14 protein-coding genes and 1 pseudogene (1 of these 15 cut by a window edge) are annotated in these 15,104 nt (G+C 59.6%); 8 read left to right on the top strand and 7 right to left on the bottom strand.

Going from position 1 to position 15,104, the window contains the following annotated elements; translation table 11 throughout:
• Positions 1–215: 215 nt before the first annotated feature.
• Entirely contained in the window at positions 216–1,127 is a 912-nt protein-coding gene (locus KYK33_RS16965; protein WP_224431266.1) for a LysR family transcriptional regulator, read from the bottom strand.
• 146 nt (positions 1,128–1,273) lie between these two features.
• On the opposite strand from KYK33_RS16965, the gene aguA reads away from it, so the two are divergent.
• From aguA to KYK33_RS16950, 3 genes are all read left to right on the top strand, one after another.
• A complete protein-coding gene (gene aguA / locus KYK33_RS16960; RefSeq protein ID WP_224431265.1) occupies positions 1,274–2,371 on the top strand; it encodes an agmatine deiminase in 1,098 nt (365 codons plus the stop codon).
• 282 nt (positions 2,372–2,653) lie between these two features.
• Positions 2,654–4,357 carry an amidase gene (locus tag KYK33_RS16955; RefSeq protein ID WP_224433044.1) on the top strand — a complete coding sequence of 568 codons (1,704 nt, stop codon included), beginning with the start codon at positions 2,654–2,656 and terminating at the stop codon, positions 4,355–4,357.
• Positions 4,358–4,470: 113 nt separating this feature from the next.
• Entirely contained in the window at positions 4,471–5,511 is a 1,041-nt protein-coding gene (locus tag KYK33_RS16950; RefSeq protein WP_224431264.1) for an IS481 family transposase, read from the top strand.
• A gap of 85 nt (positions 5,512–5,596) precedes the next feature.
• Here KYK33_RS16950 and KYK33_RS16945 read toward each other — a convergent pair whose 3' ends face one another.
• Positions 5,597–6,145, bottom strand: coding sequence for a hypothetical protein (locus KYK33_RS16945; RefSeq protein ID WP_224431263.1), 549 nt, complete (start codon positions 6,143–6,145; stop codon positions 5,597–5,599).
• Positions 6,146–6,590: 445 nt separating this feature from the next.
• Between KYK33_RS16945 and KYK33_RS20285 the strand changes: the two are divergent.
• Positions 6,591–6,689, top strand: a pseudogene (locus tag KYK33_RS20285) (subclass B2 metallo-beta-lactamase); the annotation flags it as partial.
• Positions 6,690–6,773: 84 nt separating this feature from the next.
• Here the strand turns inward: KYK33_RS20285 and KYK33_RS16940 are convergent.
• The 3 genes from KYK33_RS16940 to KYK33_RS16930 all read right to left on the bottom strand — a co-directional run bounded on the left by KYK33_RS16940 (position 6,774) and on the right by KYK33_RS16930 (position 9,216).
• Positions 6,774–7,229: a GNAT family N-acetyltransferase gene (locus KYK33_RS16940; RefSeq protein WP_224431262.1), complete on the bottom strand. Its 456-nt coding sequence runs from the start codon at positions 7,227–7,229 to the stop codon at positions 6,774–6,776.
• A 36-nt stretch (positions 7,230–7,265) separates the two neighbouring features.
• The gene (locus KYK33_RS16935; RefSeq protein ID WP_224431261.1) at positions 7,266–8,516 is read right to left on the bottom strand and encodes a DEAD/DEAH box helicase; all 1,251 of its coding nucleotides are present in this window, start codon (positions 8,514–8,516) and stop codon (positions 7,266–7,268) included.
• Positions 8,517–8,727: 211 nt separating this feature from the next.
• Positions 8,728–9,216, bottom strand: coding sequence for a hypothetical protein (locus tag KYK33_RS16930; protein WP_224431260.1), 489 nt, complete (start codon positions 9,214–9,216; stop codon positions 8,728–8,730).
• 195 nt (positions 9,217–9,411) lie between these two features.
• Here KYK33_RS16930 and KYK33_RS16925 point away from each other — a divergent pair, with 195 nt between their 5' ends.
• A complete protein-coding gene (locus KYK33_RS16925) occupies positions 9,412–11,307 on the top strand; it encodes a PhoX family protein (RefSeq protein ID WP_224431259.1) in 1,896 nt (631 codons plus the stop codon).
• Positions 11,308–11,388: 81 nt separating this feature from the next.
• Here the strand turns inward: KYK33_RS16925 and KYK33_RS16920 are convergent.
• Positions 11,389–12,743, bottom strand: a protein-coding gene (locus KYK33_RS16920; protein ID WP_396021360.1) for an IS3 family transposase whose coding sequence is annotated in 2 segments (ribosomal slippage) — positions 11,389–12,243 and positions 12,246–12,743 — 1,353 coding nt in all. Because the reading frame shifts where the segments join, the coding sequence is not laid out codon by codon here.
• A gap of 84 nt (positions 12,744–12,827) precedes the next feature.
• Positions 12,828–13,388 (bottom strand): gamma carbonic anhydrase family protein, encoded by a 561-nt coding sequence (locus KYK33_RS16915; protein WP_042039636.1) that lies wholly within the window; start codon positions 13,386–13,388, stop codon positions 12,828–12,830.
• 247 nt (positions 13,389–13,635) lie between these two features.
• On the opposite strand from KYK33_RS16915, the gene KYK33_RS16910 reads away from it, so the two are divergent.
• The 3 genes from KYK33_RS16910 to KYK33_RS16900 form a co-directional block, all read left to right on the top strand.
• Positions 13,636–14,283 (top strand): ribonuclease T2 family protein, encoded by a 648-nt coding sequence (locus KYK33_RS16910; RefSeq protein WP_224431258.1) that lies wholly within the window; start codon positions 13,636–13,638, stop codon positions 14,281–14,283.
• 96 nt (positions 14,284–14,379) lie between these two features.
• Complete coding sequence (locus tag KYK33_RS16905) at positions 14,380–14,640, top strand: nucleotidyltransferase family protein (RefSeq protein WP_224431257.1); 261 nt, start codon at positions 14,380–14,382, stop codon at positions 14,638–14,640.
• Between the two features lie 55 nt (positions 14,641–14,695).
• On the top strand, positions 14,696–15,104 hold the 5' portion of the coding sequence (locus tag KYK33_RS16900; RefSeq protein ID WP_224431256.1) for an NAD(P)H-dependent flavin oxidoreductase. 635 nt of this gene lie beyond the right edge of the window; the window shows 409 of its 1,044 coding nt (coding positions 1–409); it begins with the start codon at positions 14,696–14,698; its stop codon lies beyond the right edge, outside the window.

The raw sequence follows: 15,104 nt of genomic DNA, 5'->3' as shown, positions 1-15,104 counted from the left end.
TGGTCGAGACGAGGCTAGCAAAGGAGTCCACCTGTTGGTTGCCAAGATTTTTCCACAGACCAGGTATCCGCTCCCTTCTCCCCTCGCGGGAGAAGGGCTGGGGATGAGGGGGGTAGTCAGGGCTCACCAACTCCTTCATCAGGTCCTTCAGCCATATCAGGGCGGGCTGCTGGGCATGGTGACTGAGTGTGCCAGACGCAGTTTGTATGCCCCTTTTATTGAGGGCTCACCAGCTCCTTCATCAACGCCTTCAACCAGATCACGGCCGGTTGTTGCGCATGCACCGGGTGCCAGACGCAGTTGAGGTGGTAATCCGGCACGTCCGCCGGCAGGGGCAGGCTTTTCAGCGGCCAGTGGTTGGCGAGCAGCTCGGCCACCATGCTCGGCAGCACCAAGAGGTGATCGCTCTGGCTCACGATGGCGGCGGCGGACATATAGCTCTGGCTGTTGACCGAGATGGTGCGGCTATGGCCCAGGCTCTGCAAATAGCGGTCGAGGCTCGCCTCCGAGGTGCCGAGCGGCGAGTGGAACACGTGGGGCATATCAATCAGCTGCGCGAGGGTGATGCGCTCCTCCTCCAGCTCCAGGGTGGCGCGCACCAGCCCGGCCAGGGGCTCGGTGAGCCAGGTCTCCTTGCCCAGATAGCCCGGCACCTGCATGTACTCGTCAAACCCCAGCACCAGATCGATCTCGCCGCTCGCCAGCTCCGCCTCCGGCAGGGTGTCGCGCAGTATGCGGATCTCTATGGTGACCCCGGGCGCGAGCTTTTTGAGGCGCTGGATGAGGGGCGGGATCAGCACGCACTCCACGTAATCCGTGGTGCAGAGCACGAAGCGGCGCTTCGACTGGCGCGGCTCGAACAGCTCCTCTTCCCAGAGCTGCTGCTCCAGCAGCCGCAGCACCTGCTGCACCCCCAGATGCAACCGCTGGGCCCGGGGCGTTGGCAGCATCCCCTGGGGCGTGCGCACCAGCAGCGGATCGTCAAAGAAGGCCCGCAGGCGATTGAGGGCGTGGCTCATGGCGGGCTGGCTGATAAAGAGCGACTCGGCGGCGCGGGTCACGCTCCCTTGCGTCATCAGGGCGTCAAGGGCGAGCAGCAGATTGAGGTCGAGCTGGTGCAGTTTCATGGGGGGATTATTCGCGCTGTTTATGGGACAATCCATCCTATTCATTTGATGGATGGGCACGCAACTTCTTACACTGCGACCCACTCTTATTTTTCCAGGGTTCCCAGGTCAAGGTGGGGGCCTCAATCCATGCAAGGAGCCTTGCGATGAGCATCAAGACCATCAACTCCATTCCGGCCGCCGACGGCTTCACCATGCCCGCCGAGTGGGCGCACCAGCAGGCCGTCTGGATGATCTGGCCGTTCCGCCCGGACAACTGGCGGGAGGCCGGTCGCTTCGCGCAGGCCACCTTCGTCAAGGTGGCGGATGCCATAGGTCAGGCCACCCCGGTCTTTATGGGGGTCCCCGCCCAGTTCATGGAGCAGGCCCGTGGTCTCATGCCCGCCCACGTCACCCTGGTGGAGATGAACAGCGATGACTGCTGGGCCCGCGACAGCGGCCCGACCATAGTCACCAACCGCGCAGGCGAGTGCCGTGGGGTGGATTGGGGCTTCAACGCCTGGGGCGGCCTCAAGGGCGGCCTCTACGCCCCCTGGAACCAGGATGAGGAAGTGGCAGCCAAGATGCTGGCCGAGCACGGCATGAGCCGCTACGACGCGCCGCTCATTCTGGAAGGGGGCTCCATCCACGTGGACGGCGAAGGCACCTGCATGACCACGGCCGAGTGCCTGCTCAACGAGAACCGCAACCCGCACCTGAGCAAGGATCAGATCGAAGCGTTGCTTCGCGACTATCTGGGGGTGAAGAGCTTTATCTGGCTGGACGAAGGCGTCTACCTGGACGAGACCGACGGCCACATCGACAACATCTGCTGCTTCGTGCGCCCGGGTGAAGTTGCCCTGCACTGGACCGACGACGAGACAGATCCGCAATACGAGCGCTCCCTGGCCGCCCTCAAGGTGCTGGAAGCGGCGGTGGATGCCAAGGGTCGCAAGCTGAAAGTGTGGAAGCTGCCCCAGCCGGGCCCGCTCTACTGCACCGAAGAGGAGTCCGCCGGTGTCGAGAGCGGCAGCGGTGTGCCGCGCGAGGCCGAAGGTCGTCTGGCCGGCTCCTATGTGAACTTCCTCATCACCAACGGCAGCATCGTCTACCCGCTGCTGGATGCCGCCACCGATGGCGAAGCCCAGCAGATTCTGGAAGAGATCTTCCCCGAGCATAAAGTGGTCGGTGTACCGGCCCGGGAGATACTGCTGGGGGGTGGCAATATTCACTGCATCACCCAGCAGATCCCCTCCGGCAAGTAAGAACCGGGTGACGATCCTGCTGCGAGGCAGTTATTAGAGGCTTATGTGCAGCTCGCTTATGTGAAACCGAGGGCTCACGTATGTTTATACGCTCCGGTTCCTGCGCTGCTCTTCACTGAGCTGACCGCCTCTCGCGACGGGTCGTAAACCGGTTCCAGTTGGTATTCAAAACCCCACGCAGTGGAGTTTTATCTCTTGATAATGTGATGGTCGCAGGCGCCGATGCGGCGATCATCATGACAAACAGTCACCCTTTTACAGGAGATCAAAATGATCCCCAAAATGGTAGATGTCACCGAGGTTTCCATTGCCGAGCTGCGTGCCGCGCTCGAGTCGGGCCGCACCACTGCGGTCGAGCTGGTCGAGGCCTATCTGGCCCGCATTGCCGCCTACAACGGCCCCGAGACACAAACCCGCCTCAATGCCGTCGTGGTGCACAACCCCGATGCGCTGAAAGAAGCAGAAGCTTCCGATGCGCGCCGTGCCCGTGGCGAGACCCTGGGGCCGCTCGATGGCATCCCCTACACCGCCAAGGACAGCTATCTGGTCAAGGGGCTGACCGCCGCCTCCGGCAGCCCGGCCTTCAAGGAGCTGGTGGCCCAGCGCGATGCCTTTACCGTTGAGCGCCTGCGCGCCGCCGGTGCCATCTGCCTGGGCAAGACCAACATGCCGCCCATGGCCAATGGCGGCATGCAGCGCGGCGTCTATGGCCGCGCCGAGAGCCCCTATAACGCTGACTACCTGACCGCGCCCTTTGCCTCCGGCTCCTCCAATGGCGCCGGCACCGCCACCGCCGCCAGCTTCTCCGCTTTTGGTCTGGCGGAAGAGACCTGGTCGAGCGGCCGTGGCCCGGCCTCCAACAACGGCCTGTGCGCCTACACCCCGTCCCGTGGCGTCATCTCGGTGCGCGGCAACTGGCCGCTGACCCCGACCATGGACGTGGTGGTGCCCTATGCCCGCACCATGGCCGATCTGTTGGAAGTGCTGGATGTGGTGGTCGCCGACGATGCGGACCCCCGCGGCGATCTGTGGCGCCTGCAGCCCTGGATCAAGCTTCCCAAGGCCTCCGAGGTGCGCCCGGCCTCCTACCTCGAGCTCGCCGCCAAGAGCGATGCCCTCAAGGGCAAGCGCCTCGGCGTACCGCGCATGTTTATCAACAAGGATGAACTGGCCGGCACCAGCGAGAATCCCGGCATCGGCGGCCCGACCGGTCAGCGCATCCACACCCGCGAGTCTGTGATCGCGCTCTGGGAGCAAGCCCGTCAGGCGCTGGAAGCCGCTGGCGCCGAGGTGATTGAGGTGGATTTCCCCCTGGTCTCCAACTGCGAAGGGGACAGACCCGGTGCGCCGACCGTGTTCAACCGCGGCATCGTTAGCCCTGAGTTCCTCAACGACGAGCTGTGGGAGCTCTCCGGCTGGGCCTTCGACGACTTCCTGCGCGCCAACGGCGATCCCAAGTTGAACAAGCTTGAGGATGTCGACGGGCCCAAGATCTTCCCCCACGATCCGGGCACCCTGCCGAACCGCGAAGGGGACCTCGCAGCCGGTATGGACGAATACGTCAAGATGGCCAAGCGCGGCCTCAAGCGCTTCGACGAGATAGCCTCGGTGCCGGACGGCCTGCGCGGCCTGGAGCAGACCCGCAAGCTGGATCTGGAGGACTGGATGGATGGGCTAAAGCTCGACGCCGTGCTGTTCCCCACCGTCGCCGACGTCGCCCCGGCTGATGCTGACGTGAATCCGGCCTCCGCCGACATCGCCTGGAGCAACGGCATTTGGGTCGCCAACGGCAATCTCGCCATTCGCCACCTCGGCGTGCCGACCGTCACCGTCCCCATGGGGGTGATGGCCGATATCGGCATGCCGGTGGGGCTGACCTTCGCCGGTCGCGCCTATGACGACAATAACCTGCTGCGGGTTGCCTCGGCCTTCGAGTCCACCGGCAGCAAGCGCAGGGTGCCGCCGCGCACACCGCCGTTGATTTGATTACATGTATGGAGATGGTATTCACCTGACAGTTGCCCACAAAAGGGAGTGGTCATACGGCTTCAAACCGGATAACAAAACGGTACCCCTACCGTGTTATCTGGAGTCACCGTATGACCACCAACGAGAAAGTAGCACGCCGTAAACTCAGCCTGCTAGAGCTCGCCAAAGAGCTCAATAACGTCAGCACAGCCTGCAAGCTCATCGGCTACAGCCGCCAGCAGTTCTACGAGATCCGTCGTAATTACCAGACCTATGGCGCCGAGGGGTTGCTCGATAAGTTACCCGGCTGCAAAGGGGTTCATCCCAACCGGGTCGCTCCCGAGATTGAACAAGCCATCCTCGACTACTCGCTAACGAACCCTACTTACGGCCCGCTTCGGGTCGCGCAGGAGCTCGCCCTGCAAGGCATCAATGTCAGTGCGGGCGGCGTGCGTGGCGTATGGCAGCGTCACGATTTGCTCTCCAAACACGACCGTTTGTTGCGTCTCGAGAAAACCCATCGGGAACAGACGATTGAGCTCAATGACGAGCAAATTCGCCTGCTCGAGCGCTTCAGCCCCGAGTTCCGAGAACGCCAGATAGAGGTCCACTACACCGGAGAACTGGTGGCGGTCGACACCTTCTTCGTGGGGGCACTCAAGGGGGTTGGCAAGGTGTATCTGCAAACCGTGCTGGACTGCTACAGCCGCCACGCCTGGGGACGGCTCTACACCAGCAAGCTGCCGGTGACCTCGGTTCATGTGCTCAATGAAACGGTACTGCCGTTCTTCGAAGCCCATGAGGCACGGGTCTATACCATCCTGTCGGACAACGGGCGCGAGTTCTGCGGGCGCCCTGACTATCATCCCTACGAGCTGTTTCTGCAACTGGAGGGGATTGAACACCGGACCACCAAAGTACGCAGGCCGCAGAGCAACGGCTTTATCGAGCGGCTGCACCGGACACTGTTGGATGAACACTTCCGTATCAAGGGGAGGACGACCTGGTATGAGTCGGTGGGGCAGATGCAGACAGACCTGGATAGCTATCTGGAGCAGTACAACACCAAGCGGCCTCATCAGGGCCGAATGATGGAAGGGCAGACGCCCTACAGCATGTTCAAGAAGGGACTGAAATTGATACCGAAGGAAGTACGCGATAACGTAGCGTAAACAAGACACCGGTTTGAGGCCGGTGTCAGGTGATAACTAGATCTGTACATGTTAGTTATGGTACAACTCTACAAAACAGTGGGGGCTAGAAATATAATGGAGCGTTTTTTATAAAGTTTTTAATTATTGTTTCCATGTCGATGTCATTACAATTAACCATACATGTAGTATCTTTTTTCTTTTGAAGAAAATCTGGTAAAGGTTCGAATCCTGATATCTTGTAGTAGTCAGGGTTAATATCGGAATAAAGAATAAACGCTCTTGTTTTAAATTGGTTGCAATACTCTTTTTTTACTGCGTCTAATAATATTCTGGCAAAGCCATTTCGCCTTTTATCAGAAACTGTAGATAGAGACCCTATACCTATGGTTGAAATGTCAGAAATGGAAGGTAGTGAATAACATATAATAGAACTTAAAATACAATTGCGTTCTTCAAGAATATACCAGGTTCCTTTTTTATATTTTTCAGAACTATTACAGGAAAACAAATACTTGTTGAGTTCTAATCCATCTCCCCAAGCATCATAACCCATTGTATAGATACTGTTCATATCATTTAACGTAGCGGCTCTGATTACTAGTTCATTAAATCTAAGAAGTGGTAAATTTTCTGCGGGTGTTAAAAAAGACATAAACCACCTTTGATAAATGGGCATTGATAACTAGTTGTAAAAATACAGTTAGGGATGTGAGTTAGTATTCACAACAGTATTGTGGTGACTCGTTTGGGTCAATTTTTTTATTTTGTGTTTTTTTTAAAAAAATGAAAGTGCTACGTTGTTATGATTTTGTGTGATCTTGTATTATTTAGAGAGGGTGGGGTGGTGTTTTGTTCCGATAAGAGGCTTTTATAGGGATATTGATTTCCACTTTTTCAGTCCGAATAAAGATACGGAGAGAGATGCCTGCAGATTGCTCTTCATACAAACATGGAGAGAAGAGCCTATTTTCACCATCTTCACCCAGACTTCACACAACCTCATTTTCCCCTCACAAATCCCCCCTATCTTCTGCCCACTGATTAAAGGGCTGCTTGCCACTGGGGTGGCAAGGGGCCAAAGAGAGGGGAGCAAGACGATGAAATCGTGGATCAAATACGGGCTGGCCGGGGCCTTGATACTGGTGGCTAGCTTCTGGGGCGGTAGCGTGCGGGCGGGGGAAGTGCAGCTCACCCAAGATTGCGCCGCCGTTTTGGGGCAGATAAACACAGGGAGTTGCACCTGTTCCCTAGCGGATCCTGGCTGTTTTCCTCGACGCTTTTTATTCGGGTAGCCGGGGCTTGAGTGAAATGCCCATGACCTTGTGATCTGGCTCACATTCAATATCGACTTCAGACCACCCCAAGGATTGATACAGTGCCGGGACATTCGTATAGGCATAGAGATACTCTTGTGACGATGCCAATGCCTGTGACACACCGGCATTGATGAGTCGGCTGGCAAGGCCTTTACCCCGGTATTCTGCACTGACAAACACGGCATTGATCCAGATGACTTCACCGCTGCGATGAGGCTCCTTGAAGCGAGAGTAAGCCAACCCTCCTATCACCACCCCATTCATGACGGCAATCAGCACAGGCGGCAAGCACGCATTTTGGGTGTAAGTATCGCGAAACCAAAAGTCTGGCCACGCCGACTGGAACAGCTGCTCCAGCCGCGCCAAATAGGGCGAGCCTTGTTCGCAATGGATCAGTGCCATTTCATGTAGGGGTGTCATATCTCTCCAAGGCGCATAGCGTCTGGTTAAGGGGGCTTAACGTTTACCCTTGCCACCCGCGAGAGCCTGCTTTCTGGCCTTCTGCTTCTGGGCGCCCTTGCCGCTGCGGCGCGGCTCGGGGTCGAAGCGGGTCAGATCGGGCTCAAACCCCGGGAACCACTGCTGGGGCAAGCGGGTGTCGAGCACGGCTTCCACCTTCTCCAGCAGGGGCGCATCCTCCGGGCTGAACAAGGTGATGGCGAGCCCCTTGTTGCCCGCGCGGCCGGTGCGCCCTATGCGGTGCACGTAGTCCTCAGGCTGATGGGGAAACTCCAGGTTGATCACATAGTTGAGATCGCTGATGTCCAGCCCGCGGGCCGCCACGTCGGTGGCGACCAGAGCCTGCAAGGTGCCCGCGCGAAACTCCAGCAACACCTTCTCCCGCGCGCTCTGCGACAGATCCCCGTGGAAGGCGAGCGCATTGATGCTCGCCTTGCCGAGCTGCTGGGCCAGCTTGTCGGCCCCCTGACGGGTGCGGCTGAAGATGAGCACAGGGGCCCAGCCCTTCACCTTGATCAGGTGCTCCACCAGCGCCAGCTTGCGCTCCCCATCCACCGCATAGACCCGCTGCTCCACCTCGGCCGCCGTGGTGTTGCGCGGTGCCACTTCGATAAGCTCGGGGTCGCGCAAGAGCACGCGGCTCAAGGCAAACAGGTTGTCGTCGCAGGTGGCCGAAAAGAGCAGGGTCTGGCGATCCGCCGGTATCTGTCTGAGCAGGGCGGTGATCTCGTCCATAAAGCCCATGTCGAGCATCCTGTCCGCCTCGTCGAACACCAGATGGCGGAGGCTCCCAAGGCTCAGGGCCCCCTGGCGCAGATGGTCGAGCAAGCGGCCCGGGGTGGCGATCAAGATATCCACCCCGGCTTTAAGCGCCTCCACCTGGGCGGCGATGCTCACCCCGCCATAGACCAGGGCGCTGGTGAGGCTAGTGCCCTGCCCGTAGCGCGCCACGCTCTCAAAGACCTGCACCGCCAGCTCGCGGGTCGGCACCAGTACCAGGGCGCGGATGGGACGGGAGGAGCCAGCTTGCGGCTGCTGCATCAGCTGCATCAGCTGCTCCAGCAGCGGCAGCACGAAGGCGGCGGTCTTGCCGGTGCCGGTCTGGGCCCCCGCCATCAGATCTCGCCCCGCCAGAATCACGGGAATGGCGCTGGCCTGAATGGGGGTCGGCGAGACATAACCGAGCTCGCGCAAGGTCTGCTGCAGGCGGGGGGAGAGGGCCAGTTCGGCAAAGGAGGCAATGGACATAGGGCACCAGTGTGGGGTTATCGCGGCCAGGGCCGTGACGGGAACAGTGATCGTGGCCGGGATGGTAGCAGAAGCGGGGCCCCTGGCAGAAGGCGGTTGAAGGGATGCCCGGTTGATCGCTCCGTGCTTCTCCCTGATAGCGAGGGGGCGGGCTGCTCCCGTTCGCAGCCCTGGATTGTCATGGTCGCTGCAGGTGAAACAGGGCCTGTCATCACGGCTGAGCCGCGAGCAGGCTCACCTCGATAAAGCCGAGGTGGTGCATGAATTCGCGCAAGATAAGCAAGGTGGCGGCAAACTCCCTTCCGGCAGGCAAGTCTCTGGCTGCCAGGGGATCCCTCTCTGCCATGGCGGCGAGCTGAGCAAAACTCTGCTCGATGCGGGCCAGGGGCAGCGTGACGGGGCCAAAAAGTGGGGTGAGGAGGCTTGGAGTGAGCCGCAAGGCCGAGCAGGGGGCCAGGTCGGTGGCCAGCGGCATGACGATATCCTCCACCCAGGCGATGGCCTGCTCCAGTTCGAGGGGGCTGGGCGGCTCGCGGTGAAACTGGCCCAGGGTCTGGCCGGGCACCAGGGCTCGATATCCCATGGCAAGGCGCAGGGGTTCCTGCCGTCCCTGCACCAGCCAGCTCTCATGTTCGCCTATGGTCAGCAGGCAGAGATCTCCTTCCCCTGCGCCAGCCTGCTCTTTCTGTGACTCATCCATGTTGCACTCTCCCTGATGGTGGGGCTTATCAATCCACCCCTATTGAGGCACAAGTTGTGAAGGCTGCCTAGGGGGGGGCGCTGGCCGGACAAGATTGGCGCTCTTTGTCATCATTGTTTAATAAAACGTCGCCATCCTTTGGCCAGACGCAGTGAGTGGACAATGACGTAAGAGCAGATAACAAGGAAAGTGCAGATGAGCCGTTTTGACGAGATTGATAGCGCCAACCACCCCCGTGAACAAGAGCCCGAATTCAGTCGATTGATCGAGGCGGGGCTGAGCCGCAGAGGCTTTATCAAGGGCGTTGGCGCCGCCAGCATGGTGGCTTTCTTTGCCGCCAGTCCCGTTGCCCGCGCCGTGGCGGCCGCGACCCAACCCTTGCTCGGCTTCCAGGCCGTGCCCGCCTCGGTGGCAGATACCGTGGTGGTGCCGCCCGGCTACAAGGCCGAGGTGCTGATCGCCTGGGGAGATGCGCTGTTCGCCGATGCACCCGCCTTTAGCCAGGACAATGATGCCAAGGCCCAGGCCCGTCAGTTTGGCGATAACAATGACGGCATGAGTTTCTTCCTGCTTGGCCGGGATCGCGCCCTGCTGGTGGTCAACAACGAATACACCAACTACGAATACCTGTTCAGGGATGGCGGCAAGCAGCTCAGTGCTGCCGGTGTGGCCAAGGCCCAGGCGGCCCATGGCGTCTCCCTGGTTGAGTTGGTTCAGACCGACGGCAAGTGGCAAGTCAATCCCAAGGGCGCGCTCAATCGTCGTATCACCGCCACTACCCCCATGACCTTGAGCGGCCCGGCAGCGGGCCACGCCCTGCTCAAGACTCAGGCCGATCCCGAAGGGCGCACCGCCCTCGGCACCTTCAACAACTGCTCAAACGGCCAGACTCCCTGGGGCACCTACCTCACCTGCGAGGAGAACTTCAACGGCTACTTCGGCAGTGAGGGCAAGCCAGATCTGGACAAACGGGCCACCCGCTACGGCCTGGCCGCCGAGGATGCGGGCTTTGGCTGGCACAGGTTTGACGAGCGCTTCGATCTCGCCAAACATCCCCAGGAGCCGAACCGCTTTGGCTGGGTGGTGGAGATAGACCCCAAGGATCCCGCCTCGACCCCGAAGAAGCGCACGGCCCTGGGCCGCTTCAAGCATGAAAATGCCGCCTTCACCATCAACCAGGATGGCCGCGCCGTGGTCTATCTGGGCGATGACGAGCGGGGCGAGCACATCTATCGTTTCATCTCCAAGAACAAGGTGGCGCCGGGCAATGATGCGGCGAACAGGGACTTGCTCGACGAAGGCACCCTCTATGTGGCGCGCTTCGATGCCAAGGAAGGGGAGCTCAAGGGCACGGGTCAGTGGCTGCCCCTGGTGCACGGTCTGCATGGTTTGACCAAGGAGAACGGCTTCGCCGATCAGGGGGAGGTGCTCATCTTCGCCCGGGAGGCGGCGACCCGGCTCGGTGCCACTACCATGGACAGACCCGAGTGGGTGGCGGTGCATCCCCATCGTGCCGAGGCCTATTGCACCCTGACCAATAACAAGAACAGGGGCCTCAAGGATAATCAGCCGCTGGATGGTGCCAACCCCCGTGCCGAGAACCCCTATGGTCAGATCATTCGCTGGCGTCCGGCCGGTGGCGATCACAGTAGCGAGCACTTCGAGTGGGATCTCTTCCTGCTGGCGGGCAACCCCCAGGTAAACAAAGAGGGACTGATGGCGGGCAGCGCCAATATCAATCCAGACAACATGTTCAACAGCCCGGACGGGATCGGTTTTGATGAGGCGGGACGGCTCTGGATCCAGACCGATGGCGACTACTCCAACGAGCAGAAGTTCGCGGGCATGGGCAACAACCAGATGTTGTGCGCGGATCCGGCGAGCGGTGAGGTACGCCGTTTCCTGACCGGCCCCATCGCCTGCGAGATAACCGGTCTTACCTTCAGCCCGGACTGGCGCACCCTGTTTGTCGGGGTGCAGCATCCGGGTGAAGAGCTGGCACCTTCCCACTTCCCGGACGGCGGCACCAGCATTCCCCGCTCCGCCGTGCTGCGCATCACCCGCGACGACGGTGGCATCATAGGGGCCTGAGTCGGCATGCTTATATAAGCAGAGACATCGTCAGAAATGAGAAAGCCGCCCTCGTGAAGTGAACCCCATTTATTGGACACGTTAGTTGGCGGATAACATGGCCTGAGTTCGGTACTGTACCGGGCTCAGGCCGTTTAGTTTCACTTTGATCCGCTCATGGTTGTAGTAGTGGATGTATTCATCCACCACACGTTTCAACTGCTCTGTATCTTCGTACTCTTCGTTGAACCAGCATTCGCTTTTCAGCAGTCCAAAGAAGTTCTCTACCACCGCATTGTCCAGGCAGTTCCCTTTGCGTGACATGCTTTGCTTCACGTCCCTTGACGATAATCGCGTCTGATAGCTGGCCATCTGATATTGCCAGCCTTGATCCGAGTGCAGCACCGGCGCGTCTGTGGGCCCTAATGTCGCCAAGGCGTCATCCAGCATCTTGTCCACCAACCGCATCCCCTGGTGCGTTGCCATCTGCCAGGCGATGATCTCGCTGTTATAGAGGTCCAGCACCGGCGACAAGTACAACTTCTGCCCTTTGAGATTGAACTCCGTCACATCGGTGACCCATTTTTGGTTCGGGGCATCGGCGTGAAAATCACGCTGCAAGAGGTTCGGGGCGATATGGCCGTATGTCCCCTTGTACGACCGATATTTCTTGCGGCGCAGGTTAGAGGCAAGGTCCTGTTCTCGCATGAGTTTTCGCACTGTCTTGTGGTTAATTAGGCACCCTTCGTTGCGCAGCGCCAGGGTGATCCGCCGATAACCATAACGCCCCTTGTGGTGATGAAACAGCGCCTTGATCCGTTGCGCTTCATGCTCATAGGTCCCTGCGCTGGTACCTGACTTCACCTGCCAGTAGAAGGTGCTGCGTGGCAACCAAGCGATATGCAGCAGCGTTGCCAGCTGATGGTCCTGCCTTAGCTCGGAAACTATTTTTGCTTTCTCTGCTGCTTTTCCCGAGCCAAGGCATGCAGCTTTTTTAGATAGGCGTTCTCCGCCCGCAGGTATTCGAGCTCTTCCTGGGCACTGTGGAAAGTGGGATAGGGGGCGGTGAGCGGTTTGTTCGGTGGTTTTTTTCCTGAAGCCATGATGCGCTCTGTGCGTTTGTCACTAAGGGCCATGATACCGCCTTCACGATAAAGCCGCGCCCACCGACTGACGGTGCAGGCCGCGGCGATCTTGAATGCTGCGGCCGCCTTGCGAGAAGATGCATTATTTTCCTGCATCCAGTGCAGTACCTCCTCTTTGAACTCAGCAGAATAAGCTTTGGTCGTGATGGTCAAGCCATCTTCACCACTGACTTTCCAGTGCTCAGTCCAGCGGCGAACGGCGCCATGATCGACACCAAACAGGGCGGCCGTCTTTTTGGCACCGTCATGACCGTTGAGATAGTGAAGAACGACCTGACGCTTGAAGTCGGTCGAGTATTTTTGCTTTGCCATAGAAACGAAGAACCCCTACTCGTTGGGTGTCCAACTTTCGGGGTTCACTTCACTCGGGCGGCTTTTGTCATGAAGGGGGCGGCGTCAGAATTCGTTGGAGAGCGCCTTGTAACCTTTGACCAGATCGATATTGGTGTGGGCCACGTCTTCGGAGAATTCGGTGGCGTCCACGGTGACGCGCGGGATCTCGGCCAGATCGCTCTGCTGGTTGATGCGGGTGGTGGAGGGGACATAGAAGCCGGGGGGCAGATCGCAACCATCGACCACCGAGTTGTGGCGCACCACACAGCCCTCGCCGATGTGGCAGTTAAAGAGCACCGTATTGAAACCGATGAACACCTTGTTGCCCACCACGCAGGGGCCATGGACGATGGATCTGTGGGCGATGGAGCTGAACTCGCCGATGGTGACGGCGGCGCCGGACTTGGAGTGGATCACCACCCCATCCTGAATATTGGAGTTGGCGCCAATGACGATGGGCTCCATCTCGCCGTGTTCATCAACCTCGTCGGCGCGGATCACCGCGTAGGGCCCGACGAAGACATTCTCCTTGATGATCACCTTGCCGCAAATGATGGCGGTTTTGTCGATATAGGCCGATTCGTCGATGACCGGCAGGTGGCCGGAGGGATTTTTGCGGATCATGTCGTATCCTGTTTTGGCTATGGGAAATTGAGGGGCGCGGCGCCAGCACGGCGCGCACATGTCCCCGAGCTTACCCCCGCGGCCGCGGGTGCGGAACCCCTTACTGGTCTGACCCTGTCGGGACAAGCGGCTTCAAATGGCTGTCAATCTGGGCGGTTTGTGGGATTATCGCGCTATCCATGCCCAGTCCGCCTCATCGCCATGGCCGGACAGTGACGGCTAGTGTTGAGGCGATAAGGAAGATGCCATGACAAGAACAGTGGGCCTGCTCGCCCTCATCACCTTGCTCGCCTTGCCCGCCACCGTGCAGGCCAAGGGCCGCAGCGGTGATTTTGACTACTATGCCCTGACCCTCTCCTGGTCACCGGAGCACTGCGCCGCCAAGCCCTCGGATCGGGAGCAGTGCAGCCGCAAACTTGGCTTCGTGCTGCACGGACTCTGGCCGCAGTATCTGAAGGGCTATCCCTCCGATTGCAGCACTGAAAGCCTCGCAGGGGATGTGGAGCGCGACTTCCCCGGCCTCTACCCCAGCCGTTTCCTCTATCGCCATGAGTGGCAAAAGCACGGCACCTGCTCCGGGCTGAGTCAGCCGGCATTTCACCAGCTAGCCGAGGATCTGCGCAACAAGGTGCAGATCCCCGCCGATTACCAATCCCCAGCGCAGCCGCTGCGCAAGAGCAACTTCGAGCTCAAGGCGGACTTGGCCAGTGGCAATGAGTGGCTGGCCCCGGATACCATCACCCTTGCCTGCGCCGATGGTGGCCGCTTCCTGCGGGAGATCTATATCTGCGTCAACAAGGCGGGTACCGAGTCCATGACCTGCCCGGATGAGATGGTGAGGCGAGAACGCCGCTCCTGTGCCCAGCCAGATTTTCTGCTGCGCAATGTCCGCTAGTCCCGCCGGATCAGTGAGCGAACCAGCGGTGGGGAGCCTGTGGCGGCCTGGCCCGATCAGGCGCCCTGTATAAAGAGAAGAGAGAGGAGAGTCAGCATGGGATTTGATACCAGAGACAGAGCGTTACTGCTTGCCATCAAGGGGGTGGGGCCGACAGTGGTGTCGCGCCTGGAACAACTGGGCTTCAGTTCCTTTGAGCAACTGGCCCAGGCCAGCAGTCAGGAGATAGTCCAGTTGGTGGCCAGCATGCTGGGATCCAGCTGCTGGCAAAACAGCCCTCAGGCCAGAGGAGCAATAGAAGGTGCCATCGCGTTGGCCAGGCAGGAGGTTGGCATTCGGGAGGCTCATCGGACATGAGCAGAGGCACCGTCGTGATGGCATCCGGAGTCATGAAAGGGATTGAGGCGAGATCATGATGCTGACTGAACTGCTGGGTATCCGCGTTCCGCTTATCCAGGCTCCCATGGCCGGGGTGCAAGGCAGCGCCTTGGCCATTGCCGTCATCAAGGCGGGCGGCTTGGGTTCATTGCCCGCCGCCATGCTGGATGAAACCGGGCTGCGTGATGAGCTGACCAGGATCCGTGCCGCTACGACCTCTCCTTATAACGTCAACTTCTTCTGTCATCAGCCGTTGCCAGTCAATGCCCAGCAGCAAGCGCGTTGGCGTCAGGCGCTGGCGCCCTACTATCAGGAGCTGGGCTTGGCAGCGGATGTGGTGACCCGGAGTGCTAGCCGCTCCCCCTTCGGCGTGGCTCAAGCCGAGATCCTGGCCGAATTTGCCCCGCCTGTGGTGAGCTTTCACTTCGGCCTGCCTGATGAAA

It is taken from the genome of Aeromonas rivuli (genome assembly GCF_020149575.1).
Lineage (GTDB): Bacteria > Pseudomonadota > Gammaproteobacteria > Enterobacterales > Aeromonadaceae > Aeromonas > Aeromonas rivuli.
The sequence above is the reverse complement of the archived record's forward strand: the minus strand, read 5'-3'. Positions and strand labels throughout refer to the sequence as shown.